Genomic DNA, 24,413 nt, shown 5'->3' with positions numbered 1-24,413 from the left:
ACCGGGCACCACGCCAGAACACCCGCCCCCCACCTGCGGGAACCCCACCCCCGGAAGGTTCCAGACATGACCGACAGCAGACCGGAATGGGCCCCGGCCGCCATCAACCTGGACCAGCCCAGCTCGGCCCGGGTCTGGGACTACTTCCTGGGCGGGTCGCACAACTTCGAGGTGGACCGCCGGGTCGCCGAGCAGGCCATCGCCTTCAAACCGGACATGCCCGACCTGGCCCGCCAGGTGCGGATGTTCCTGCAGCGCGCCGTCCGCACCGCCGCGGCCGCCGGGATCGACCAGTACGTCGACATCGGCGCCGGCGTCCCGACGATGGGCCCGGTGCACGAGACCGCCCGCGAGACGGTGCCCCGGGCGCGCGTCGTCTACGTCGACCACGACCCGGTCGCGGTCGCGCACGGCGAGGTCATGCTCGCCGAGGACCCCGACGCGGTGTTCATCCAGGCCGACGCTCGCTCCCCGCAGGCCATCCTGGACCACCCCGAGGTCCGCGCGCTGATCGACTTCGACCGGCCGGTCGCGGTGCTGCTGTGCTCGGTGCTGCACTTCGTCTCCGACACCGACGATCCCGCGGCCCTGGTCAAAACGTTGCGGGCGGCCATGGCGCCGGGCAGCCACGTGATCGTCCAGCACGCCTCCAACGACGGCCAGTCCGGCGACATCGTCAAGATGCTCCAGATGTGGAACACCAACTCCCCGGAGCCGATGTACTGGCGCACGCACGACGAGATCGAGGCGCTCCTCGACGGGTTCGCGATCCTGGAGCCCGGTGTGGTGCAGGTGCAGCTCTGGCGCCCGGACGCTGAAGAGCAAACGCGTGCCGAGCAGGATCATGACCGCTACGCTTCCTACGCCGCCGTCGGGGTCAAGCCCGGCTCCACGACCGGCTGATCAGGCGGAGAGGCGGCCGGTGGTGGCACGGTACACGGAGTTCGGGGTCGGGGGTTCCGATCCCGGGTCCGGGCTGGGGGCTTCCGCGGCACCTCGTGCCGTCTTCGAGCCTGGTGCGTCGCGGTCCGATTCCGACAAGCGGTCCGGTTCCGACAACACGACGAACGGCACTACTTCTGACGCCGCGACCGCCGATCCCGACGTCAGCCCCATCGACGCCTTCGCCCGCGCCTGGGCCGTCGCCCTCTCCGCCGCCGCGGCCACCCCGCTCGGCTTCGACCAGGCGCTCCGCGTCGTCACCCCGCTCGCCGAGCAGGTCGTGGCCCTCCCCGACGATCCCGAGCTGGCCCGCAAGATCGGCGTCCAGGCAGCCGGCGCGCTCATCGACGCGCACTGCTTCCAGGGCGCCTGCGTCGCCGTCACCGTCGAGGTGCTGGACCGCCACCTGCCGCCCTACCTGCGTCCCGAGACCAGCTCCGCGCTGCGCGCCGGCCTGGCCTCCGCCTTCGCCGAGGGATTACGCGAGCGGACCCGGGCCGAGCAGGCCTCGATCCACGAGGCCGTCCTGACCGCCTACCGCGCCGGCGAGGCCCGCTTCCGCACCGTCTTCCGCAACGCCGCCCTGGGCATCGTCATCACCGACAAGCACGGCCAGGTGCTGGAGGTGAACCCGGCGCTGGCCGAGATGCTCGGCGTCGACGCCTACGCCGCCCGCGGCCGCACCATACGGAACCTGATAGACCCGACCGAGCCCGGCGAGTACTGGCGCGGCTACAACGCCCTGCTGGCCGGCGAGCAGACCGAGGCCGAGGCCGACACCCGGATCCGGCGGGTCGACGGCGGCGTGGTGTGGACGCACGTGCGCACCACCGCCGTGCGCGACGACGGCGGCGAGGTGGCGCTGGTCATCGCGCTGCACGAGGACGTCACCGAGCGCCGCCGCGCCACCGACCAGCTGCGCCACCAGGCCACCCACGACGCCCTGACCGGCCTGCCGAACCGGGTCCGGCTGCTGGACGCGGTCGAGGAGCTGCTGCGCTGCGCCGGCCCCGAGGACCGCCTGGGCCTGTGCTTCCTGGACCTGGACGGTTTCAAGGGCGTCAACGACACCCTCGGCCACCAGGCCGGCGACGAGCTGCTGACGGTCATAGCGCACCGGCTCTCGGCCGCCACCGACCCGCGCCGGCACGTCGTGGCCCGCATGGGCGGCGACGAGTTCGTGATCCTCTTCCGCCGGACCCAGGGCGCGCAGTCGGTGTTCCCGGTGATCGAGAAGGTCCTGGACGCCGTCCGCCAACCGGTCATGCTCGACGGCCACAGCGTCACCGTCACCGCCAGCGCCGGCCTGGTCGAACGCCCCGCCGCCGCGGCCTCGGCCACCGAGCTGCTGCGCGCCGCCGACATCACGCTCTACTGGGCCAAGTCCGCCGGCAAGGCCGACTTCGCCCTGTTCGACGAGGACCGCAACGCCCGCGAGGTGCACCGCTACGCGCTGGCCCAGGCGCTCCCGGCGGCCCTGGAGTCCGGCGAGATGTTCCTGGACTACCAGCCGATCGTGAGCCTGTCCGGCGGCCGCCCGCCGAGCGTCGAGGCCCTGGTCCGCTGGCGCCACCCGGAGCGCGGCCTGCTCAAGCCCGAGGAGTTCATCCCGGTCGCCGAGGAGACCGGCGCCATCGTCGAACTGGGCCGCTGGGTCCTGGACCGGGCCGTCCACGACGCGTCGTCCTGGCCCGACGGCCCGGCGGTCGCGGTCAACGTCGCGGTCCGCCAGGTCCACGACTACGGCCTGGTCCGCGAGGTCGCCACCGCCCTGGAGGCCTCCGGCCTGCCGCCGCGGCGGCTGTGCCTGGAGATCACCGAGACCGCCCTGATGGACACCGACGACGGACTCCCCGGCCCCGGCACCCTGCGCACCCTCGCGGACATGGGCATCGGCATCGCCGTCGACGACTTCGGCACCGGCTACTCCAACCTGGCGCGCCTCCGCCACCTGCCGGCCACCTCCCTGAAGATCGACGCCTCCTTCGTCGCCGACCTAGGCAGCCCGGACGCCGGCGGCTTCGCCGAGTCGGTCATCACCAGCCTGGTGGTGCTCGCGCACGCCGCCGGCATGACCGTCACGGCCGAGGGCATCGAGACCGCGGACCAGGCCGAGCGGCTGACCGCGCTGGGTGTCGACTACGGGCAGGGGTTCTACTACTCGCGGCCGGTGTCGGCGGGGGATATTCAGGCGGTGTTGGCGCGGTTGGTGACCAAGGCCTGATCAGTCGGTTCCTGATTGCTCAGTGTTCTGCGAGGAAACCCAGCACGACCGGCCCGGCTACGTCTCGGAACTCGTCGAAGTACGCGTGCCTCGCGCCCTCGATCAGCACCATCCGCGCTTCCGGGATTCGTTCGGTGATCAGCGGGGCGTTCGCGGTCGGATTGAAGACGTCATCCGTGCCGTGCACGACCAGCGTCGGCGCGGCGATCATCGGCAGCACATCCCACGCGTCGTGCTTGCCACTGGCAGCCAGATGCCGCCCCTTCGCATACGCCGGCATCTCCGGATCGCCAACCACATAATAAGGACCCTGATGTGCCGCCAGCCAAGCCGGCGTGTACATCAGCTCCAGCAGATACCTGTCGGCCGCAGCCCGATCAGCCTGCGCCAACGCCTGCCGCACCGAACGATCCCGCTCGATCGCGTGCGGCCCACCCGGCGACGTGCACCCCAACACCAGCGCGTCGATCCGCTCCGGATAGTCCACGGCCAGCCACTGCGCGACCCGGCCGCCCATCGAGGTGCCGTACACGTGCGCCCGCGCGACGCCCGCCGCGTCGAGCACCGCCACGACGTCCGCGGCGAATTCCCTCGTGCTGTAAGCCTCGTCGGGCTTGTCACTGGCTCCGGTCCCACGCCAATCCAGCGTGATCGTGCCGTAGCCGGCGTCCTCGAAGTCGACGCGCGCCGAGTCCCACCACCGGTGCGTGTTGGACTGCCCAGCCAGCAGTACCAGCGCAGTGCCGTTCCCGGCGCTCTGGAAGGCGATCGCCGTCCCGTCCGCCGCGACCGCCTTTCCGGCCTCTAGTGTCATGCCGATCATCCTGCCAGGCTGAGGTCCGGTCGCAGCGCCGCCGAAGAGCTGGCCGCTGCCGCGCCCCATCTGGCGGTCGTAGGCGTCGCACGCCCGCACCTATTTCTGAGGCGCCCGAACCACCGGGGCCACCGGAAACCCGGCCTGGTATGCCAACCGCTCGTCAGCCCCCTCGCCCACGACCGACAGCACCGCGTCCAGTTCCAGGAACTCCTCCCACGCCTCGCGTCCGCTCGCCGCCACCAGCCGCGCCGCGACCAGATCTTCGAGCTCCGCGACCCGCTTGCCCTTCCACACCTTGTCGGCGAGGCTCACCAACAGCTCGTCCAGCGTGGTGTCGGCATCCCACCTCGCGTGGCCCGCCGCGAACTTCGCCAGCTCCGGCGAGATCCCGTGCCGCAGCAACAGATCACGGCCTGCGGCCTCGTGCTCGGCTCCGGGACCGGACAGCTCGGCCGGATGCAGCGCCTTCCCGATGTCGTGCGTCGCCGCCCCGAACAGGACGGCCTCCGCATCCACCGGCAGCCCCCGTTCCGCTGCCCACGCGACCAGCTGCGCCGCGACGTCATGCACGGCCCGTAGATGCGCGACGAGCCGCGGCGGGGCACCGACCGCTCGCAGCACCTCCACCGCCCCCGGCGGCAGCGGACGCAGCACCGGACGCGTCGTCTCGTCAACGGCGATCGGCAGAACCCACTCAGCGGTCACCGCCTCAGGCTACGTGCGCCAACCCCGAAGGCACATCCGGCAGCCCCACCGGCCCCGTCGGCAGTACATCAGCCAGATAAGCATCCATATCAGGCGTCTCATTCATCAACACATGCCGGATCCACGCCGACCGCTCATGCACCAGCACCCCCAGCTCGTACACGCACCCCAGCACCGGCGGCTCGACCGGCGCCAAGTGCCCCGGATCCTCGTCCGGACTGCCCAAAAACGGCACGCCGCCCGTGGCGAACTTCCCGTAGATCACGTTGTCCCAGTACCAGCTGTAGACGTTCAGATGCAGCCCGGCGCCGCTGCGGAACAGCACCGTGAACGCCGCCGGCGGCGTCTCGTCGCGCGGCGCGAGCATGCCGGGGATCAGCTCCAGCGCGTTCGCCTCCCAGTCCGGGCGGATCGGGGCCGCGTCGCGGGCGATGTGGTAGCGCTTGACCGGGCGGCCGTCGATGACGTCGGTGCCGGCGTGCCAGGCGGTCGGTGTCGGATAGCTCATGGCCCGACCGTAGGGCGACATCACTGACACCTCCTGTCAGTGGCTGTGGCAGGAGGTGTCAGGTGGGAGGTGTCAGGCGGGCGGCGTCAGCGACGCCGCGTCAGCTCACCCTGTGTACCGCACCAGGATCTTGGTGAAGTCCCACGGGTTCTGCGCCACGCTGGAGCACGCCCCGTCGGCCCAGTTGTGCGGCACGCTCGGGTCGCAGACTCGGTCCCGGTTGGCCGACCAGTACGAGAACCACGCCGGGTGGTTCGCCTGCGCGAAGCCCAGCAGCGTCGAGAAGTCGCTGAGCCCGAACAGCTCCGAGGGCTGGTCGGTGTGCCCGTTCATGATCTGCAAGCCCAGGTGCGACCAGGCCTGCGCGCTGCTCCAGCCGTAGATCGACTGCAGCTGCGCGACGGCGTCGTTCGCGATCGCCTCGGTCTGGCCGACCTCGGTGCCGGAGGTCAGGCCGGTGTCGAAGTCCATGATGTTGACGACGTCCAGCCGCGCCCCGGCCCCCACCGCCTGCTTGATCTCGTCGACCCCGGAGCCCGGGAACCCGATCGTGGTCATCGGGATGGTCAGCGACACCACCAGGTTCGGGTTGTTCTGCTCCAGGATCTTGATGGCGCCGAACCGCACCGCCGTGTTGCTGTCCAGCGCGGTGTTCTCGTAGTCGAAGTCGACGTGCTTGAGGTTGTACTTGCTGATCACCTGCTGGTACGCCGCCGCCAGCGCGGACGCGCTGCCGCACGACGACCCCAGCTCGGTCCCGTTGTACCCGCCGAAGGACACCGCGGCGTCGCCGCCGGCCGCCCGCAGCGCGCTGATGTCCGCCGCGACCGTCGTGTCCGAGGACACCGGCGTCGAGGCGTTGCCGCCCCACGCCGGGGTGCAGCCGCCGGAGTCCAGGACGAACGCCAGGTTCAGCTCCTTCTCACCGGCGCCGATGACGTCGGAGATCGCCTGCGGGCTGTTGTCCAGCGGCATGAAGTACGCCGGGTGGTTGAACCCGGTGTCCGGCGGCGGCGGGGGAGTGGAACTGGGCGACGTGGAGGGCGTCGTCGACGGGGAGGTGGACGGCGTCGTCGACGGCGTGGTCGGCGGGCTGCTCGACGAGCCCGACCCCGACCCCGCCGGCCCCAGCAGGCTGACGTCGTCGCCGTAGTACGTGCCCTGCGCGTACCAGCCGTGCAGGTAGATCGTGACACTCTTGGTCGACGCCCCGGTGGTGAAGGACGTGCTGAGCTGGTTCCACGCCCCGTTGCTGCTCCACGTGCTGGGATCGGACCCGCCGGTCCCGGTGGCGCCGAGGTACACGTAACTCCCCTGCACCCATGCCGACAGCGTGTACGACGAGTTCGGTTGCACGCTCACGGTCTGCGTGCACTGCGCGTCGTCCGACCCAGCCGGCGTCGCACTCAACGCGTGCGACCCGGAGTGCACCGGACTGCTCACGACCGACCCGCTGTTCGCACTGCACGACCACCCGGCGAGCGTCCCGGTCTCAAAGCCCGGATTCACCACCAGGTTCGCATCCGCGGCACTGGCCCCACCGGCGGCCACCGCCACTCCCGCCGCGGCCAGAGCCCCGGCCGCGACCACCCCCACCACACCCGCGAGCCGCCGCGAACCCGCCGGCGGCCGACCCCTGCTTCCTGAGCCTCGTGCTGTGCCGAGCTCCTTGTCCATCAGGTCTCCTCATTGCTGCTTTTCCTGAGCGACCCCGCACGGTGGAGCGTGGACTAGACCATTGGTCACGTCAAGGGACTAGACCAATTCAGGCCAATTTCATTGCCCGAGCATTGACGCTCTCGTCCGGAACGGGGTGATTTGGCCAGGTCAGCCGGTTCTTCTATGGACTACTCATGCGCGCTGCGTTTGCGTTACGCCTAGCTGCGCGCGTATCGCGTGAGCGCAAAGGTCTTCGCCACCGTGAAGGCCGTTTGCTGTGGGACATGACCGCAGTCGAGTCCCGGCCGGCCGCCCCGGAAGCGTCCCGGAAGCGGCGCCGCCCCACCCGCCGCCCCACACCGTGGCTCCTGAAAGCCTTCACCGCACTGGCGATCGCCGCATCAGTGCTCTTCGCTGTCATCGCAGCCGTCGGCGCCTCGAACGTCCGCTCCGGCTTCACCGCCATCGGCACCACCGAGGAACCCCAGGTCTCCGCCGGCAACGACCTCATCTACGCGCTCAACGACATGGACGCCAACCTCGCCAACATCCTCATGGTCGGCGACAAGAACCTCGGCCCCGGCGTCGACCGCGCCGCGTTCACCAAGCTCTTCGAGGCCGACCGCGCCGAAGCCGACCACGACCTGCAACTCGCCGCCCTGCACGCCGGCGCGAGCGGCACCGGCGCCGAGCAGGTGGCCACCGCATTCAACGCCCTCGGCGACTACGAAGCCCTCGCCGCGCAGGTGATGTACGTCGACACCACCTCCGCGAACCGCGCCGCCGGCCAACTTCCGCAGGCCGAATCGGCCCAGTACGCCCGAGCCACCGACCTCATGCGCGCCTCCGTCCTCCCGGCGGCGCACGCCGTCGCCGACAGCAACGGCGCCGCCCTGGAGTCCTCCTACCAGAACCGCCGCGGCGTGGCCCAGCAGGCCGTCTGGTGGATCGTGCTCACCGGCGTCCTCGCGCTCGCCGCCCTCGTCGGTTTCGAGCTCTGGCTCACCCGCCGTAGCCGCCGCACGCTGAACCCGGCGCTCGTCGGCGCCACCGTCCTCACCCTCGTCGTGATGATCTGGGGCGCGGTCTCCATGGGTTCGGCCTCCGAGCACCTGCGCGCCGCCAAGAAGGACGCCTACGACTCGGTCGCCGCGCTGTCCGCCGCCAAGGCCGAGAGCACCGACGTCAACGCCGACGAGAGCCGGCTGGTCGTCGATCCCTCCCGCGCCCCGCAGTATCAGACTTCGTTCCTGGCCAAGAGCCGCGCCCTGCTGGACCCCGGCCCGAACGTCACTCTCGACACCTACGACGCGGCCGTCAAAGCCGACCTGGACGCGTACTTCAGCAACCCTTCGCACCCGGTCGACTTCGGCGGCTACTTCGGCACCGAGATGAAGAACATCACCTTCCCCGGCGAGCGCGCGGCCGCCGAGCAGATGCTTCGCACGTATCAGACCTATGAGCTCGACGACCGCGTCTTCCGCCAGAAGCTCGCCACCGACCTGCCCGAGGCCGTCCGCTTCGACACCAGCCCCGCCGCCTCCGATTCCGACGGCGCCTTCACCGCCTACGCCGCGGCGGTCCAGAAGGTCATCGACATCAACGCCGCCGCGTTCACCGCCGACATCAACGCCGGGGTGGACGAGGTGACGTTGTGGCAGTGGCTGCCGCTCGGGGCTTGTGTGCTGGCCGTGGGCCTGGCGGTCGCCGGCGTACGTCCGAGACTGGCCGAATATCGCTGACCCCGTCGGCCCCTCGGGACACACTGCTGGTGACAGCGCTACACGCTCGGTGATCAAGGTATGCGGTCGGCGTGAGGATTCCGGCGGGACCCATTTGAGGTTTGTTTGCGTGGATCTGCCTATGTCATCCCCTGGGTAGTGTGTTGGTCGTAAACACGAGTCATGCGCGCAAGCGCGGGGAGAGTGCATCGGCATGCGGAACACCGCAGACGTCCGTTACATGTACACCAGTTGGCAGACCGCGTATCCCGGACGAGCGGTCGATCTGACGGAGCTGGACTTCCCACCCGTCCACTACGACGCCGGCGTGGCCGCCGCGCTGCGGCTGCTCGACCTCGGCGCCGCCCCGCGCGCCGAGCTGGTCGCGGAGATCCGCGACGACCTGCGCGACGCGCTGTTCGCCGCCGAGGACCTGGAGTGCGCCTACGCCGCCGTCCTCTACCCGGAGCCGCGCCGCTCGTGCGAGCACATCTGGGTCGGGTTCTCAGTGTTCGACAACCGCGACGAGCCGGTGACCCCGGCCGAGGCGCTGGCCGAGGAGGTGCTGGACCCGGCCAAGCACGAGGTCGTCTCCGAGCGGATCAAGGAGCTCGACCTGCCGGACGGGCCTGCCGCCCGGCTGTTCCAGACCACTGTCACGCGCGACGCGGCCGACGCGTCCTTCCAGTTCGTGCCGCGGCTCACCGTGTGCGGGGTGGCGCGGCAGGCCGGGGCCGGGTTCGTCATCCGCGGTCACGCCACCAGCGCCGCGCTCGTGGATACGCTGGACAAGGTGGTCATGGCGTGGGCGCGCAGTGTGTCGTTTGGGGTGCCGGTCGGATCCGGGGTGGGTGCCGGTGGTGGTGCTGGTGCCGTGGAGCTGGCCGGCACCGGGCCGCAGCTGGCGTTCCACCCGGGTTCCACCCCTCTTCCACCTCTGGGTTGAAGCTCTGACCTGGCCTGATCGGCGATTCTCGAGGTGTCGGGAAAACCCGGCGGAACTCCGGAAGTCGACTCGGCGTGAGCCGGGCAGCAGGCGGGTCCACACGCAGGGGGGCGCCGAATACGCGGCGCTGTGGACCACCGTGGTCGGCGCGCGCCTGGCCTTCTCCTACGGCGCAGCACTGGTTCAGCGAGTCGCTGGGCCGCTGGATGTACCAGCACTCGGTGACCGCCGACGCGCTGACCGACGCGCTGGCGGTGCGGAAGGCGAGCCTGCAGGGTCCGGTGACGCACCCGGCGCTCGCTTGGCTGGCCGGGCTACTTCGGTCTCCGATAGTTCTGGGATGCCGACGGACGGTTGTCGGGCGCCGCTGCTGAGCCGCTGCCGAACCACTGCCGAGCGTCTCGGTATCCGCGCAGGTGGGGCCGGGTCGCTCAACATGTCCCCTTGACCGCTACAGCAGGTCCGCCCTACAGTTCCCGCGATGTTACATCGATGAACGATGCAAGAATGGCGGCGAGCGTGACGCAGCTCCGGTTCACCCAGAAGGGGACCAAGAGTTCCCTTCGGGCGCGCAACGACGTGCTGGTGCTCCAGTGCGTCGCCGCGGGTGAGGGCCGGTTCTCGCGTACCGACGTGATCCGGGAGACCGGGCTGCCGACCGCCACGGTGTCGGAGATCGTCGGCGACCTCATCGAGCGCAAGCTGGTCCGGGAGGCCGGGCGCGAGGCGCAGCCGGTGGGCAAGCCGCGCGTGCTGCTCGACCTGGACGACGCGCACCACCGGTTCATCGGCGTGCAGGTGGCCAACGAGCGGATCACCGCCAGCCGCTTCACCCTCAACGGCCACATGGAGCAGACCGAGACCGTCTCGCGCCCGCTGGACGCCCCCGCGCTGACCGCGGTGTCGGACATGGTGCGCCGGATGGGGGCGCCGACGCCGGGCCGGATCACCGGGGTCGGGGTCGCCGTGCCGGGGATCGTCGGCGACGACGGCGTGATCCGCGAGGCCGTGAACTACGGCTGGCACATGGTCTCCATGGGGCACGAGCTGTCAGAGCTCTGCGACGGCCTGCCGGTGCACGTGGTCAACGACGCCAACGCCGTGGCGCTGTCGGAGGTCGCGATCTGCTCGGACCGCGACAAGACGGTCGCGGTGCTGTGGATCGGGACCGGCATCGGCGCCGGGATCGTCCTGGACGGCCGGCTCTACCACGGCGGCAACTTCCGCAGCGGCGAGATCGGGCACATCGACATCGGCGCCTCGCTGCGCTGCCGCTGCGGCCTGATCGGCTGCCTGGAGACGGTCGCGGTGCAGCCGGTGATCCTCGGCGACGCCTCCGAGCAGACCGTCGCCGGCTACCTCGCCGGCGGCGACGGCCAGGAGGCCCGAGCCCTCGGCGAGCGCGTGACCCGGGCCGCCCGCGAGGTGGCCCGCCTGCTGTCCACCCTGGCCGGGACCCTGGACGTCACCGAGTTCATCCTCGGCGGCCCGATGGCCGGCGACCCCCTCGGCCCGCCGCTGATGCGGGAGATCAACGACCTGCTGGCGCTCCGCGTCATGTCAGGCTTCGAACAGCTGGTCCTGCGCGCCTCCACGCTGGGCACCCACAGCCTGGTCTTCGGCGCCGCCGCCAACGCCATCCGCCAGGAGCTCGGGGTCGTGATCACGATGCCCGCGGGCGCCGACGAGGCCGGTGATAACGCGGCCTAGCGGCCTGGCAGCCTAGCCGACAAGAGCCCTTCCGCCATCCGACGCGCGGCCGGCCCACCCCGCCGACCGCCCCAGACGGTGCCGTCCCGAATTCCTGAGCCGGGACGACGCCACCCGGTGCCGCCTCGCTTTCCTGAGCCGGGGCGACTCCGCGGACGCCGCCCCGCTTTCCTGAGCCGGGGCGGTGGCCGGAACGGCGCCGCCCCGAATCCTGAGCCGGGGCGGCGCTGGTTTTTTTGGGGGGTGGTGGGTTGTCGGTGGCTGGTGTTGGATGGTGCTGTTTTTGGTGGGTGTGGGTGCGGGTGCGGTCTGTTTGTGGTTTTACAGGCGATTTCTTACGGCTTCGCCAAGGGTTGGATGGCCTCGCAGGGGACGCAGTTCCGATGAGCAAAGTGCGTCGCGCTGGCGGCCCCCGGTTGTGCGCGGACACGACCGCGCGCCGGTCCGAGTCGCTGCGGCAGTGCGCTGGCGGCTCGCCGTTTTCGCGTCCACGACCTCGCATGAGTCCGAGTCACTGCGCACGCGTTTGGTCTGGCGGCTGTCTGCCGCGTTTGGTGGGTGCGTTGAGGCCTCTGGCGGGCCTCCTCGACGAGGGGGCGACCCGCGCGTCCGGTAGTTTGGCGGCGGTCCGCGACTGTTCGGCTTTGCATCCGCTGTTGCCTGCGTCGCGTTGTGCGGTGGCGGTGTTGCTTTTGGTCGCCGGGTTCTGGGTCCCTCGCCGCGTCATCGCCGTAAACGGAACCAGCCCGGTTTGGCGGAATCAAGCCGCACCCCTGCTGCTGTGGTCGTTTCTCGCCCGGCTTGACACCGCCAAACCGGGCAGGTTGGCTGCGCCCGCTGACGCGGCGAGGGACCCAGAACCAACACCCCGCATGGTCCTTCGGACCCCCTCACCACGGCACCGGCCACGCTCGCCGGTCGCCATGCCATGGCGTGCCTCAAGCCGCCTCGCCTGCGGCGGCTTCCCGCCGGTATCGCCCCGGTGCGATTCCGAACTCGCGCTTGAAGGCCTTCGCGAATGCGAACTCCGACGCGTACCCCACCCGCTGCGCCACCGCGCTCAGCGGCGCGTCCGACTCCCGCAGCAGGCGGCCGGCCACCGTCATCCGCCACCACGTCAGGTACGTCAGTGGTGGCTCGCCGACCCGGGTCGTGAACCGCTGCGCGAATGCCGAGCGGCTCAGTCCGGCGCGGTCGCCGAGTTCTGCGACGGTCCACGCGTGCCCCGGATCGTCGTGCAGGTCTGTCAGCGCGCCGCCGATCGCGGGATCCGTCAGGGCGCCCGGCCAGCCCAGCGCCGCGTGGTCGCGGGCCGAGCGCTCGATCCAGCCGCGCAGGATCAGCAGTAGGAGCGCGTCGACCAGTGCCGGTACCACTCCGTCCTGGCCTGGTCGCGCGTCCTCCAGTTCCTCGCCGAGGAGTGTGACCGTCGCGGCCAGGCCTGGGGTCTCGGATGCCCCGAGCAGCAGCAGTTCCGGCAGTTCCGCCAGGAGCGGGTGCAGGCGCGTGCGGCCCAGCTGATACGCCCCGCAGATCAGCAGCGACCGTTCCCCGGCGCCCTCGATGTCCACGCGGCCGATCGTCTGCCCCGGGTGCCAAGTCGCCGGTTGGAAGTCCCGCAGCGGAGTCGACGGGGCGTCGGCCAGTGCCACCGAGCTCCCGTGCCGCAGCAGTGTCACGTCGCCGGCCGCCATCTCCACCGGCTCGCCCTCCGGCGGCAGTAGCCAGCAGCGGCCGCGCAGCAGTACGTGGAACGTCGTCCCGCCGACCCGGGGGAACCGCAGTCCCCACGGCGCGTGCACCTCGGTACGCGCCGACCGCGTCTGCCCGACCCGCATCGCCGCCAGGGCGTCGGTGAGTACGTCCACGCGTCGAATGCTAGCGCGCACTCGGACGATCGGACATGAATTCTGGACTCGACGACATTCATCATCCGCCACGTGCGTCCTAACTTAGAACACGTAGCCAAGAGAACGAACTCAGGGAGCTGATGACAGTGACCGTCCTGGTGATCGGTGCGACAGGCAAGTCCGGCCGTCCCGTCGTGGAGGCGCTCGCCGCGCGCGGCGTGAAGGTGGCCGCCGCCAGCCGCAACCCGGAGAACGAAGGCAGCGACAGCAACGTCATCCCAATCCGCTTCGACTGGGCCGACCGCGCCACCTGGGCCCCGGCCCTGCAAGGCGCCGAAGCCCTCTACATCGTCGGCCCCTACGCGCAGCCCGACGGCGACGCCCTCGTCGCCGACCTCCTCGCCGAGGCCCACGACGCCCGCCGCGTGGTCCTGCTCTCGGTGATCGGTGCCGAGCTGCTGCCGACCGAGGCGATGATGGCGCACTGGGAGCGCGCCGTCCGGGCCTCCGGCAAGGAGTGGACCATCTTGCATCCCAACTGGTTCTTCCAGAACTTCGGCACCAGCTTCGCCTCGGTGCTGCGCGATCGCGGCGTCCTGCAACTTCCCGCCGGAGACGGCGCCGTCAGCTTCGTCGACACCCGTGACATCGCGGAGGTCGCCGCCGTGGCGCTCACCGAGGACGGCCATGCCGGCCAGATTCTGACCATCACCGGGCCCGAGAGCCTGACCCACCAGCAGGCCCTCGACATCCTCGGCGAAGCCGCCGGACGCACCCTGACCTACCGCGCGGTGACGCCGCAGCAGGCCGAGGAGAACTCCCGCGCCGCCGGCGCCAGTGAGCGCACCATCGTTGCCCAGCGCGGCCTGTTCCAGGTCATCCGTGACGGCGGCAACGCCCCGGTGACCGACGTCGTCCAGCGCCTCACCGGCCGCGCGCCGCGCAGCCTCGCGCGGTACGCCGCCGAGCACGCCGACGTCTGGGCTGTAACGGCGGCTGCGACAGCGGCAGAATAATTGAACTAGTACAGAATGAGTTGTCACTAGTTCAAAGGATGGCTAGGCTTCGGATCATGACAGCGAAGACCCCTGCGCCGATCACCCTCACCGGATCCCACATCCGCCTGGAACCCCTGACCCGCGGCCACCTCCCCGACCTGTTCGCGGCCGGCGGCAACGACGACGCGGTCTGGCAGTGGCAGGGCGGCCCGACGCCGCGTACCGAGGAGGAGCTCGGCGCGAAGCTGGACGCGCTCCTCGCCGACGGCTCCTTCGTGGCCTTCGCCGTCATCCACCTGGCGAGCGGTCGCGCCGTCGGCTGGACCACCTTCCTCGACATCAGCCCGGTCGACGAGCGCCTGGAGATCGGCTGGACCTGGTACGGCAGCGCCTACTGGCGCAGCGCGGTGAACACCGAGGCCAAGCTCCTGCTCCTCACCCACGCCTTCGAGGAACTGGGCATGGGACGCGTGCAGTGGAAGACCGACCACCTGAACCAGCGTTCGCAGAACGCCATCGCCCGCCTCGGCGCGCAGCGCGAAGGCGTCCTACGGCGGCACCGGGTGCGGCCCGACGGCACGTTCCGCGACAGCGTCTACTTCTCGATGCTCCAGGACGAGTGGCCGGCTGCCAAGCAGCGCCTGACGGAGCGGCTCGCACGGGGCTGAGCCGCGGCTGACCGGACTTGCTGCGATGCGGGCGGTCCGCCGTCCACGGGGGATGGCGGGCCGCCCGTCAGCGCAAGGTCCCCCGTTAGGGTGAGCCCATGACCGCCACGCCGGCCTCCGCCGACAGCGACCACAGCACCGGCCAGAGCACCGGCAAGAGCACCGGCCCCAGGACCGACCGCAGCACCGGCCACGAAGCCGACCAGGCCGACCAGGCCGACCGCGCCGCCGCACCCGAACAGTCCGCCCCGCGCCGCGTGACCACCCTGGAACTGTTCTTCGACCTGGTCTTCGTGTTCACCATCACGCAGCTGACCGTGCTGCTGGCCGACGACCTGTCCTTCGCGCAGGTCGGCCGCGTCCTGCTGATCTTCGCGGTCCTCTACTGGATGTACGGTGCCTACGCCTACCTCACTAACCAGGTCCCGCCGGAGAACCTGTCCCGTCGCGTGATCCTGATGGTCGGCATGTTCGGCTTCCTCACCTGCGCGCTGGCCATCCCCAAGGTCTTCGGCGTCGACGGCGTCGCCTTCGGCCTGGCGTTCATCCTCGTGACCGCCGTCCACAGCGCCCTGTACGCCCTGATCCACCGCAAGTACGTGCTCAGCTTCGCCGTCCCGAACCTGGCCGCCGCCGCGTGCGTCACCGCGGCCGGCGCCGTGAACGGCGGTACCGCCGCCGATGTGCTCTGGCTCGCGGCGGTCGTCCTGCAACAAGTCGCGCCGGTCGTCTCCGGCCGTGTCACCGGCGATTACGGCCAGGGCCGGGCCCGCGTCACCGAGAACGTCGGCGACCTGGACCCCGCGCACTTCGTCGAGCGCCACGGCCTGCTGCTGATCATCGCCTTCGGCGAGTCGGTCGTCGCCATCGGCGCCGGGGCCGCCGGGACCCGCCTGGACTGGCCGCTGGCCGCCGGCATCGCGCTGGCCCTGACGCTGGCCGTGGCGCTGTGGTGGACGTACTTCGGGCACGACGAATCCGCCGCTGAGCACGCCCTCGCCGCCGCCTCCGGCATACAGCGATTCCGACTGGGGATGCGGGCGTATTACTACAGCTTTATCCCGATGCTGCTCGGTATTGCGATCCTTGCCGCCGGTCTGAAAAAGGCAATCGGTCATCTCGGCGATGCACTGCCGACTGCACCGGCAATCGCACTTGCAGGCGGCGTCGCCGTTTTTCTCGTCGGCGATCTTTGTTTCCGCCGCAGCCTGCGGATTTCTCCCATGTTCTTCCGGGCCGTCGGCGCGGCCGCCGTCCTCGCCACGATTCCGCTGGCAGGCGCTTCGGCGGCGGCGGAACTTCTCGGGCTCGCCGTTGTCATGGTCCTGATGCTGGTGGCGGAGGAGGACGCCCGGCGTCGTCAGCTCCGGGGTCCGACTTCACACGGAGAGTCGATCACCCATTGACGCCCGCCCCGAGGGCGGTTAGACAGGGCAGAGTCCGAGCATCGGACGCCTCTCACAAGGAGCCGAATGATGAACGAACTGCTCGAGTTGGAGCCACGCGAGACCGATGCCGACGAACTCGACGTGGACACTGCCTTCAGCGGGATCGCCGACGCCTCTCGGGACCACAGCCAGTGCCTGCACTGCTGCGGTGACGACGTCAGCCACTGGTTCTTCGCGACCAGCATCCCCTGGTAGTCCTGCACGACGGCGCGCTGGGGGCGACCCGCGTCAGGACTGACGGCGACACGGCGACACGGCACCACAGCACCACGAAAGAAGGACGTTCGATATGAACGGCGGGCTGTCGCCTCGGGACGTGGAGCGGCTGATCCGAAAACACGCCGCCGAGGCCGGCGTCGAGATCGGGCTGAAGGAAGGCGCCACCTGGCTGGGTGTCCGGCCGCCGGGTGCGCACGTCGTGGAACAAGGATGGAAGCTGCACGTCTCCAGCCGGACCCGGGCTCTGGCCGAGACCGCCGAGGTGATCGTACCGGCCCTGCTGGCCGAGGGCTGCGCCTTCAAGATGGCCGCCTCCACCGGCGCCCTGGCGCGGCTCAACGACGGCACGATCACGCCGTCGTCGATCGGCAAGGCCTTCACCGTCTACCCCGAACAGGACCGCGTACGCGCCGTGGGGCTGATGCTCGCGCGCCTTTTACGCGGCCGGGCGGCGCCGCGCGTGCTGAGCGATCGCCGCGTGGCCGCCGACGCCCCGGTGTACTACCGCTACGGACCCATCGACAAGCCCTGGGGCGCCGACGCGCAGGGCAAGCTGGTCATGACCCTGACCGGCCCGGACGGTGAGGAGTTCCCCGCCCTGGCGACGCTGCGCTACCGGCAGCCGGCCTGGGCCGTGGACCCGTTCACCGGCGAGCCGGGCGCGCGGGCCTGGCAGCGGCCGCCGACCGTCTCCACGCGCCTGGGGGACTTCTACGAGATCGACTCCGGCATCGTGCACGCCGGCCGCGGCGACGTGATGCGCGCCGTGGACGTGCGCGACGGCAGCCGGGTCATCGTCAAGCAGTCGCGGGCCCTGGTCGACGAGGGCGAGGACGGCGTCGACACCCGCCTGCGGGTGCGCAACGAGCGGCGCGTGCTGGCCGTGCTGGAAGGCGTGGACGGCGTCGCAGGGTACGTCGACCACTTCCGCGCCGGCACCGACGAGTTCCTGGTCACCCGCGACGTCGGCCGGTATAACCTGGCCGACGACGTGATGGAGAACGGCCGCTATCCCGCAGCGCATTCCGTGGATGTGGATGTGGATGTGGATGCGGTCTCGGGGCGACCCCCCGGACGCACGCTGGAACAGCTCGCGCAGCAACTGGCGACCGTGATCCTGGCCGTCCACGACCGGGGCGTCCTGATCCGCGACCTCAACCCGCGCAACGTGGTCGTCGCCCCGGACGGCACCGCGAAGCTGATCGACCTCGGGCTGGCCGGCCACAACGGCCTGTACCTGCCCGGCGGCACCTCCGGCTACTCCAGCGCCCGGCAGTTCCGGCACCAGGAACCGACCACCGGCGACGACCTCCTGGCCCTCGGCACCACCCTGTGCTACGCCTGGTCGGCCCTGCCCGCCGTAGTGCTGAGCAAGGACGTGGACGAGCCGCGCCGCGTCGCGTTACGCATGATCCGAGCGCGTTGCGGTGCGGCCCCGGGCGGTGTCCTGGGGCTGATCTGCGATCTGCTCGGAATGAACGACGTCCGCGCGCAGCAGGCGGCCCGGCGGATGGCCGCCGGCGACTTCTCCGCCACCCGGCGGACCCGCACCGCCCTGCCCGACTCCGTCCCGGTCACCGACGCGCTGATCGAGGAGATCGCTGCGAACCTGCTGGCCGACCTCACCGGCCAGACCCGCAGGGTCCTGACGGAAGTCCCGCGCACCGAACAGGTCGGCGTGGACGGCTGCGTCTACCGGGGCGGCGCCGGCATCGGCATGGAACTGCTGGAACACCTGGAGACCCCGGGCGTCCCGGCACTGGTCGCCGAACTGGTGCCGTTCAGCCGGCGCGGAGCCGACGTGGTCCGGCTGGGCCCGGGACTGTGGACCGGACGGACCGGCCTGGACATCTTCCGGCTCAGCGCGGCCCAGCGCCTGGCTCCCGGCATCCTGCCGGCCGCCGACGCGGACCTCACCGGGTACCCGATAACCGATCCCGACGCTGTCGAAACCCTCGACGCGGACTGGAAACCCGAATACTCCGACCTGGTCAGCGGCGCCTCCGGCATCGGCCTGGGCCACCTGCTGCTCCACGACCTCGACCGGCGCCCCGACCACCTGGACATCGCCCGGCAGTGCGCCGAGCACGTCCTGGCCAACGCCATGCCCGACGCCGGCTCCCAACCCGGACTGCTCGGCGCCGCCTCCGGCGTGGAACCCTCCACCGCCCGCGGCCACGGCCTGGCCGGCACCGTCGACGCGCTCGCCGTCATCGGCAGCCGGCTCGCCGACGACACCGTCCTGGCCGGCGCCGACGAACGCGCCCGCGAACTCGTCCGACGCGCCGACCGGCTCGTCGCGAAGTCCGCCCGGCCCACCACGGCCCCGCTGGCCGCGTCCTGGTGCCAGGGCCTGGCCGGAATCACCGGCAGCCTGCTGACCGCGGGCGAGTACCTGAACGACCCGGCCTACACCGAGGCCGCACGCCGCACCGCCGACGCCTGTATCGCGCTCATCCCGCGCATGGACAAGCCGACCCAGTGCTGCGGCCTGTCCGGGATCGGCAACATGCTGATCGACATCGCCGGCCGCGAGGGCGACGAACGGTACTGGCGGGCGGCGCGCGCCGTCGTCGCCCAACTGCTGGTGCGCAGCGCCGGACCGGCCGGCCACCCGCTGTTCGTGCGCGACGACCCCGGCGAGTACAGCGCGTCCTGGGCCTACGGCGTCGCCGGGATCCTGGGCTTCTTCCGGCGCCTGTCCCGGGGCGGCGGACCGATGGCGCTGGCGGTCAGCTCGTCGCTGTCCTGCGTCCCCTGACCACCGCGTCCATGCCGAGGTGATCCCTCAGCAGGACGACGAGGCGGCCGCCGTCGATCAACGTGATGCGGCCGACCTCCCGGGCGAAGGCGTAACTGGCAGGGCCGAACGACGAGGTGGTGACGACCAGGCCGGTGTAGGCCTTCTTCTCCTGCATCGTGCCGTAGAGGGCGCGCACCGCCTCGACCGGCACGGTGCCGGTGTACCGCTTGGCCTGGATCACACAGACGCCGCCGATGGCGATGTCGTCGCGGACCGCAACCGCGTCGACACCGCCGTCGTGGCTGTCCGGGGTCTTCCACGCCCGGAAACCCATGGCCAGGAACAGATCGCGGATGAGGCGTTCGAAGTCGAAGGGGTCCATGGCGGCCAGATCCAGGGCCGAGTCGGCGTGCTGGCGGCGCTCGCCGTCGAGGTCGATGAACGGGGTCACGGGCTCCAGGGCGCAGGGGTCCTTGGATATCAGACCTCTTAAATGGTCCAAGCAGCGCACCGGGTCGAGTTGCGGCTCGTCCAGCGCGACCTTCTCGAAGTCCTCCCGCGTCACCACCAGCGTCACCAGGCACGGCCGCCCCGGCTGACCGGTCGCCGGATCGGTGCCCTGGACGTGGCCGTTGACCGCGATGACGTCGACCGCCTCCGGCGCGGTGAGGGCGGCGGCGTAGTCGGCGACGCAGAGAGCGAGGCGCGCGACGGCGTCCCGGTAGATGCGCCGCCGCTCTGATTCCTGCCGCGGAACCGCGACGATCTCGTCCTGCGCGGCGACATACCGGAACGCCTTCTCAGCCGGAACACCTTCCGGGCGCGGCAGATCCACGGCGACGGTCAGCCGTCGGCCGTTGGGGGAGTAGGCCACCTCCGGATGCGCGCGTCTGAGGAACGAACGCTCTTGAAGGAGCTGCGCGATGCGCTCGGCATAGGCTTCCGGGTTGTCACTTTCGAGAGCCGCGTTCGAGTCCTCACGCAGCGGTTCCAATCCGCGATCGCGGTCTGTCAGGACACTGCCGATCGCCTCAACCCGCCGCTCGATCTCGCGAGTCCGCGCGGCTGCCTCGTCCCTGAACTGCTGCGCAGCCTGGTCCTTCTGCTCGCGCGCTTGAGCCTGCTGGCGCAGCGTCTCCCGCTTCTCCATCCCGCGGAGCACCTGCTGGACCTGGCGCGCGTCGGCCGCCTGCTGCAGTCTGGCCAGATCCTCGGCGGCGCGCTGGGCCTGCCGGGCAGCCGCCTCCTCGCGCCGCGCCGCTGCCCGTTTCTCCTTCTGCTCGGCCTGCATCGCAGCCTTCTCCAACGCTGCCTTGTGTGCCGACTTGTGTGCCGCCCTGCGTTGCTGCGCCTCGAAGAGCTGCTGCGCGAGACTCTTCGGCTTCGACCCCGCCACCCCACTAGAATACGGCCAGCGAAACACAGCAAAACGGCGCCGAAACCAACGGGTCCGGCCTCGGGGCGTCAGGGGTGGGGAGATGTACGCGGAGGAGCGTCAGCAGGCCATTCTGGCCAAGGCACGGGCCGACGGCCGGGTCGACGTGGTGGGCCTGGCCGAGGGGCTGGCGGTCACCACCGAGACCATCCGCCGGGACCTGACCGTGCTGGAGCGCGCCGGGGTGGTGCGCCGGGTGCACGGCGGCGCGATCCCGGTCGAGCGGCTGGGCTTCGAGCCGGGCGTGGCGGCCCGGGACTCGGTGATGACCGGGGAGAAGGAGCGGATCGCGAAGGCGGCGCTGGCCGAACTGCCCGAGGAGGGCTCGATCATCGTCGACGCCGGGACCACGACCGGGCGCCTGATCGAGGCCCTGCCGGTGGACCGGGAGCTGACCGTCGTCGTCAACGCGCCGGCCTTCGCCGCGCAGCTGGCGACCCGCTCCAACCTCACGGTCCTGATGCTCGGCGGCCGGATCCGGGGCCGGACCATGGCCGCGGTCGACGACTGGGCCCTGGCCCCGCTGTCCCAGCTGTGCGTGGACGTGGCGTTCATGGCCACCAACGGGGTCTCCGTCGGCCGCGGGCTGACCACGCCCGACATCACCGAGGCGGCCGTGAAGCGCGCGATGATCGGCGCCGCGCGGCGCACCGTGCTGCTGGCCGACCACAGCAAGGTCGGGAACGACTGCATGGCGCGCTTCGGCGGCCTGAACGACGTCGACCTGTTCATCACCGACGAGGGCCTGGACGAGGAGACCGCCGGGGAGTTCGGGGACGCCGGCGTGCGGGTGGTCCGTACCTGAGTTGGTCCTTCCTGTCGTCCGTCACCAGGGCAGGCGCAGCCAGGGGCTCTCCGGCTTGCCCAGCAACGACTTCCCGCCGCTGGTGTAGCGGCGGTAGTCGGCGTTGATCTGCTGCGCGTCGAACCCGACGTTGGCCTGCCAGAACACCCTGCCGGCCAGGAAGCCGAGCTGGAACTCCTCCCACGACGGATACTCCGGCAGCGCCATCTGCACGGCCGCGTCGATCGTCGCCCATGCCTCGTCCGCGGACAGGTAGCCGGCGTCCACGACGAACCGGCTCACGTGCACGACCCGCGCGGCGTCCCAGGCGGCGATGCTCTCGATGATCCGGCGCGGGTGGTACCACTGCATCGAGGCCCGGTACGGCCAGCCCGACTGGAAGTAGTTCAACGCCACGTCCGGCCGCTCGCCGCGCTGCAACGCGATCGCCGGGATCTCCCGCGTGGCCTGCTCGACCCGGGCCCGCTCCTCGGCGCGGCTGAGGTCCCAGCCCGCGTTCAGATAGCCGCGGACGCAGGTGTAGACGTTGCGGTGGCCGCCGCCGTCGAGCAGGTAGCGGTACGTGGCGCGCGCCGACTGCGCGTCGTAGACGTCCCAGCCCTGCTCCAGGATCCGCGCGGCGGACTTCGGGTCGGCGGTGGCGGTCAGGGCGTTGATCGGCAGGTAGTCGCTCGCCGCGTACACGGCGCCGAGCGCCAGCCCGCGCTCCTGCCGCTGGGTCAGCGGGGGCGCGTCGGGCAGCACCTTGAAGCCGAAGTCCACCATGTTCTTCAACTTGCCCAAGATCCCCACCGATGTTCCCCCTGCCATGACCGGACCCGATACCCCGCCGCGGGGTGGCCGGAACGGTCGTTCGGCGGGGCCGGGGCGATGCTGGACACGGGACCCTAACGCGCTGCGTCAGCGGGGCACACCGGCAGAATTACCCGCAGTGATCGGTCGGGCCGGGCATTTCTACCGGTGCCGGGATCAGCGGTGCCGGGACTGCCTCTGCCGACGCTTCCGCGTTCGGTGCTACCGGTGCCGACTACCGGTGCCGCGTCGCCTGTTCGACGATCGCGTCCAGGCTCGCCGAATGCGCGCCGCGCCAGTACGCCTGGCCGCAGGACTCGCATTCGGCGAAGGCGTCGTAGGCCTTGGCGGTGCCGCTTTCCAGCCGGCTCTGCATCTCTTCCTTCGGTACCGGCCGCAGCACGCCGTTGCAGGCGGTGCACCGGGTCCACGGCGCGAGCTCGGGCTGGAAGCGGTCCAGGATCTCGTCGAGCTGCTCGATGGGCTTGTGGCTGTAGACGTAGGCGCCGGCGAAGAGCTCACGCCGGTGCAGCAGCCCGCGATCGCGCGAGAGCATCACACGCTGCTCCTGCGCGGACCGGGCCGCCAGCGCCGCGTCGCCGATGTCAGGGGTCTCATACGCGGCGTCGATGCCGAGCACCCGCAGCCGCCGCGCGAGCGTGCCGAGGTGGATGTCGAGCAGGAAGCGCAGCGGACCCTCGACGCGCTGCGGGAAGGCGAGCTTGCGGACCTCGACGTCCTCACCGGAGACCGGCACGTGCCCGGCTGCCGCCGACCGCCCGTCCACCAGCAGCTCCCCGACCTCGACCAGCGGCACCCCGAGCGCCTCGACGACGTGCCCGAGGCTGGAGGTCGCGTCGGTCGCGACGGCCGCGCCCGGCTTCCGGTTCGCCGCCGAGACGAAGATGTGCAGCCCGGGGTCGAAGGTGATGGTGATGTCCGCTTTCGCCACGGGGCCAGCATGCCAGCGGACGCGATCTCGGGACCAGTTGTTTGATGGGGAGGGTGGTCGGCGGCGCGCGAATGGTTGCCAGTCGGCCGATGTCGTCACCCGGCGCAGCGCGGCAGCCGAGCCCTCAGCCGCGCCTCGCCCTGAGCCGCACCTCGCCGTCAGTCCTCAGCTTCCTCCACCCGCGGCGCGGCGTTCGCCATCACCCACCCGACCAGCGGTGTGATCTCCCGCCAGTACTTCGCCAGCACCTTCGCGAACCCGGCGTCCTCGCCCAAGGCCGGCGCCACCGCGCGCCCCGCCGTCAGGTGCTCCCGCCGCATCAGGTCCAGCCGCGGATGGTCGGCGGGCACCCCGCGCGGCCGCGTGCGCACCTGCGCGCCGCCGATCTCGAAGCCGCGCTTCGCCAGCTTCGCGACGATCGCCTCGAGCTCGGCTCCCGTGGCGTCGCTGTCGATCGCGGCACGGAACCGCGCGGTCTGCTCGCGCTGCTGAGGGAAGAAGCCGCCGCCGACGTGCAGCCCGTCGGCGTCCAGCGAGAGGTAGTAGCCGATCCCCGGCGCGACGTTCAGCAGCGCGCCCTGGTGCGTCTTGTAGGGCGTCTTGTCCTTGCTGAAGCGGATGTCGCGGTACGGCCGGAACAGGCTCGGCGTGCCGTCGAAGGCGGGCGCCAGCTGGTCCAGGAGCGCCTGCATCGGCTCGCGCACCGCGCTGTCGTACACCTGCTTGTGCTCGGTCCAGTAGGCCTTGGAGTTGTCGGCGACGAGCCCGAGATAGAAGTCGTACGCCTCATCGCCGAACCCTGCGAACCGCGTCGTCATGCCGCCATCGAACCATGCCCGGCGCCCGGCCGCCCCGCCGCCGTCACCCGTTCGGCCCGCGGCCCGCCGCCTCCCCGGATGCGCACCGCCGCCACCTGCCCGAGCCTGGCAACTATGAGCGAGCACACCTACCGCGTCACCGAGATCGTCGGCTCCTCCCACGAGGGCGTCGACGCCGCGATCCGCAACGCGATCAGCCGCGCCGGCGCGACCCTGCACAAGCTCGACTGGTTCGAGGTCACGCAGATCCGCGGCCACCTGAAGGACGGCGAGGTCGGGCACTTCCAGGTCGGGCTGAAGGTCGGCTTCCAGATCGACGAGGCGGACTGAGCGCAACGCCGGCGCGAGCACCTGCCACTCGCCCGAGCCCGCCGCCGCGCGAAAAGCCATCGCAGCTCGCCGAGCCGCCACGCCGCTCGCCCGAATGCGTTGCTTTTGCGCCCGACCCCGCGC

General features: G+C 71.0%; 21 protein-coding genes. 12 read left to right on the top strand and 9 right to left on the bottom strand.

The annotated features are described in order from the left end of the window. Nucleotides 1-66: 66 nt before the first annotated feature. Both GWK61_RS34610 and GWK61_RS34605 read left to right on the top strand, forming a co-directional pair. Nucleotides 67-903, top strand: a complete 837-nt coding sequence (locus GWK61_RS34610; RefSeq protein ID WP_194915913.1) for an SAM-dependent methyltransferase — start codon at nt 67-69, stop codon at nt 901-903. Nucleotides 904-925: 22 nt separating this feature from the next. Next, a complete protein-coding gene (locus tag GWK61_RS34605; RefSeq protein WP_194915912.1) occupies nt 926-3,166 on the top strand; it encodes a putative bifunctional diguanylate cyclase/phosphodiesterase in 2,241 nt (746 codons plus the stop codon). Between the two features lie 19 nt (nt 3,167-3,185). Here the strand turns inward: GWK61_RS34605 and GWK61_RS34600 are convergent, their stop codons facing one another. The 4 genes from GWK61_RS34600 to GWK61_RS34585 form a co-directional block, all read right to left on the bottom strand. Further along, a complete protein-coding gene (locus GWK61_RS34600; protein ID WP_194915911.1) occupies nt 3,186-3,980 on the bottom strand; it encodes an alpha/beta fold hydrolase in 795 nt (264 codons plus the stop codon). 99 nt (nt 3,981-4,079) lie between these two features. After that, nucleotides 4,080-4,688 (bottom strand): HD domain-containing protein, encoded by a 609-nt coding sequence (locus GWK61_RS34595; RefSeq protein ID WP_323747891.1) that lies wholly within the window; start codon nt 4,686-4,688, stop codon nt 4,080-4,082. A 4-nt stretch (nt 4,689-4,692) separates the two neighbouring features. Beyond that, a complete protein-coding gene (locus GWK61_RS34590) occupies nt 4,693-5,196 on the bottom strand; it encodes a hypothetical protein (protein WP_194915910.1) in 504 nt (167 codons plus the stop codon). Between the two features lie 105 nt (nt 5,197-5,301). Next, nucleotides 5,302-6,873 (bottom strand): carbohydrate binding domain-containing protein, encoded by a 1,572-nt coding sequence (locus GWK61_RS34585; protein ID WP_194915909.1) that lies wholly within the window; start codon nt 6,871-6,873, stop codon nt 5,302-5,304. 266 nt (nt 6,874-7,139) lie between these two features. Here GWK61_RS34585 and GWK61_RS34580 point away from each other — a divergent pair, with 266 nt between their 5' ends. The 3 genes from GWK61_RS34580 to GWK61_RS34570 all read left to right on the top strand — a co-directional run bounded on the left by GWK61_RS34580 (nt 7,140) and on the right by GWK61_RS34570 (nt 11,232). Further along, entirely contained in the window at nt 7,140-8,597 is a 1,458-nt protein-coding gene (locus GWK61_RS34580) for a GlnX family signal transduction membrane protein (RefSeq protein WP_194915908.1), read from the top strand. A 193-nt stretch (nt 8,598-8,790) separates the two neighbouring features. Continuing rightward, nucleotides 8,791-9,522, top strand: coding sequence for a hypothetical protein (locus GWK61_RS34575; protein ID WP_194915907.1), 732 nt, complete (start codon nt 8,791-8,793; stop codon nt 9,520-9,522). 492 nt (nt 9,523-10,014) lie between these two features. Then, complete coding sequence (locus tag GWK61_RS34570) at nt 10,015-11,232, top strand: ROK family transcriptional regulator (protein ID WP_194915906.1); 1,218 nt, start codon at nt 10,015-10,017, stop codon at nt 11,230-11,232. A 938-nt stretch (nt 11,233-12,170) separates the two neighbouring features. Here the strand turns inward: GWK61_RS34570 and GWK61_RS59990 are convergent. Continuing rightward, nucleotides 12,171-13,100, bottom strand: a complete 930-nt coding sequence (locus GWK61_RS59990; RefSeq protein ID WP_194915905.1) for an AraC family transcriptional regulator — start codon at nt 13,098-13,100, stop codon at nt 12,171-12,173. 122 nt (nt 13,101-13,222) lie between these two features. On the opposite strand from GWK61_RS59990, the gene GWK61_RS34560 reads away from it, so the two are divergent. From GWK61_RS34560 to GWK61_RS34540, 5 genes are all read left to right on the top strand, one after another. Continuing rightward, nucleotides 13,223-14,098, top strand: coding sequence for an NmrA family NAD(P)-binding protein (locus GWK61_RS34560; protein ID WP_194915904.1), 876 nt, complete (start codon nt 13,223-13,225; stop codon nt 14,096-14,098). A 56-nt stretch (nt 14,099-14,154) separates the two neighbouring features. Next, nucleotides 14,155-14,748: a GNAT family N-acetyltransferase gene (locus GWK61_RS34555; protein ID WP_194915903.1), complete on the top strand. Its 594-nt coding sequence runs from the start codon at nt 14,155-14,157 to the stop codon at nt 14,746-14,748. Nucleotides 14,749-14,846: 98 nt separating this feature from the next. After that, entirely contained in the window at nt 14,847-16,154 is a 1,308-nt protein-coding gene (locus GWK61_RS34550; protein ID WP_194915902.1) for a low temperature requirement protein A, read from the top strand. A gap of 69 nt (nt 16,155-16,223) precedes the next feature. Next, on the top strand, nt 16,224-16,391 hold the full coding sequence (locus tag GWK61_RS34545) for a hypothetical protein (RefSeq protein WP_194915901.1): 168 nt from the start codon (nt 16,224-16,226) through the stop codon (nt 16,389-16,391). Nucleotides 16,392-16,485: 94 nt separating this feature from the next. Continuing rightward, on the top strand, nt 16,486-19,176 hold the full coding sequence (locus GWK61_RS34540) for a class III lanthionine synthetase LanKC N-terminal domain-containing protein (RefSeq protein ID WP_194915900.1): 2,691 nt from the start codon (nt 16,486-16,488) through the stop codon (nt 19,174-19,176). Here GWK61_RS34540 and GWK61_RS59985 read toward each other — a convergent pair. Beyond that, nucleotides 19,148-20,554, bottom strand: a complete 1,407-nt coding sequence (locus GWK61_RS59985) for a restriction endonuclease (RefSeq protein WP_194915899.1) — start codon at nt 20,552-20,554, stop codon at nt 19,148-19,150. The two genes, GWK61_RS34540 and GWK61_RS59985, sit on opposite strands and share 29 nt — an antisense overlap. A gap of 82 nt (nt 20,555-20,636) precedes the next feature. Between GWK61_RS59985 and GWK61_RS34530 the strand changes: the two genes are divergently transcribed. Further along, nucleotides 20,637-21,398, top strand: a complete 762-nt coding sequence (locus tag GWK61_RS34530; protein ID WP_194915898.1) for a DeoR/GlpR family DNA-binding transcription regulator — start codon at nt 20,637-20,639, stop codon at nt 21,396-21,398. A 21-nt stretch (nt 21,399-21,419) separates the two neighbouring features. Here the strand turns inward: GWK61_RS34530 and GWK61_RS34525 are convergent, their stop codons facing one another. From GWK61_RS34525 to GWK61_RS34515, 3 genes are all read right to left on the bottom strand, one after another. After that, nucleotides 21,420-22,208 carry a DUF1266 domain-containing protein gene (locus tag GWK61_RS34525; protein WP_194915897.1) on the bottom strand — a complete coding sequence of 263 codons (789 nt, stop codon included), beginning with the start codon at nt 22,206-22,208 and terminating at the stop codon, nt 21,420-21,422. 217 nt (nt 22,209-22,425) lie between these two features. Next, the gene (locus tag GWK61_RS34520; RefSeq protein WP_194915896.1) at nt 22,426-23,142 is read right to left on the bottom strand and encodes a Mut7-C RNAse domain-containing protein; all 717 of its coding nucleotides are present in this window, start codon (nt 23,140-23,142) and stop codon (nt 22,426-22,428) included. 158 nt (nt 23,143-23,300) lie between these two features. Beyond that, complete coding sequence (locus tag GWK61_RS34515; protein WP_194915895.1) at nt 23,301-23,960, bottom strand: DUF2461 domain-containing protein; 660 nt, start codon at nt 23,958-23,960, stop codon at nt 23,301-23,303. Between the two features lie 114 nt (nt 23,961-24,074). On the opposite strand from GWK61_RS34515, the gene GWK61_RS34510 reads away from it, so the two are divergent. Beyond that, complete coding sequence (locus GWK61_RS34510; protein WP_194915894.1) at nt 24,075-24,290, top strand: dodecin; 216 nt, start codon at nt 24,075-24,077, stop codon at nt 24,288-24,290. Nucleotides 24,291-24,413: the final 123 nt, after the last annotated feature.

Origin of the sequence: Catenulispora rubra, assembly GCF_015356825.1 — a bacterium.
Taxonomy (GTDB): domain Bacteria; phylum Actinomycetota; class Actinomycetes; order Streptomycetales; family Catenulisporaceae; genus Catenulispora; species Catenulispora rubra.
The sequence above is the reverse complement of the archived record's forward strand: the minus strand, read 5'-3'. Positions and strand labels throughout refer to the sequence as shown.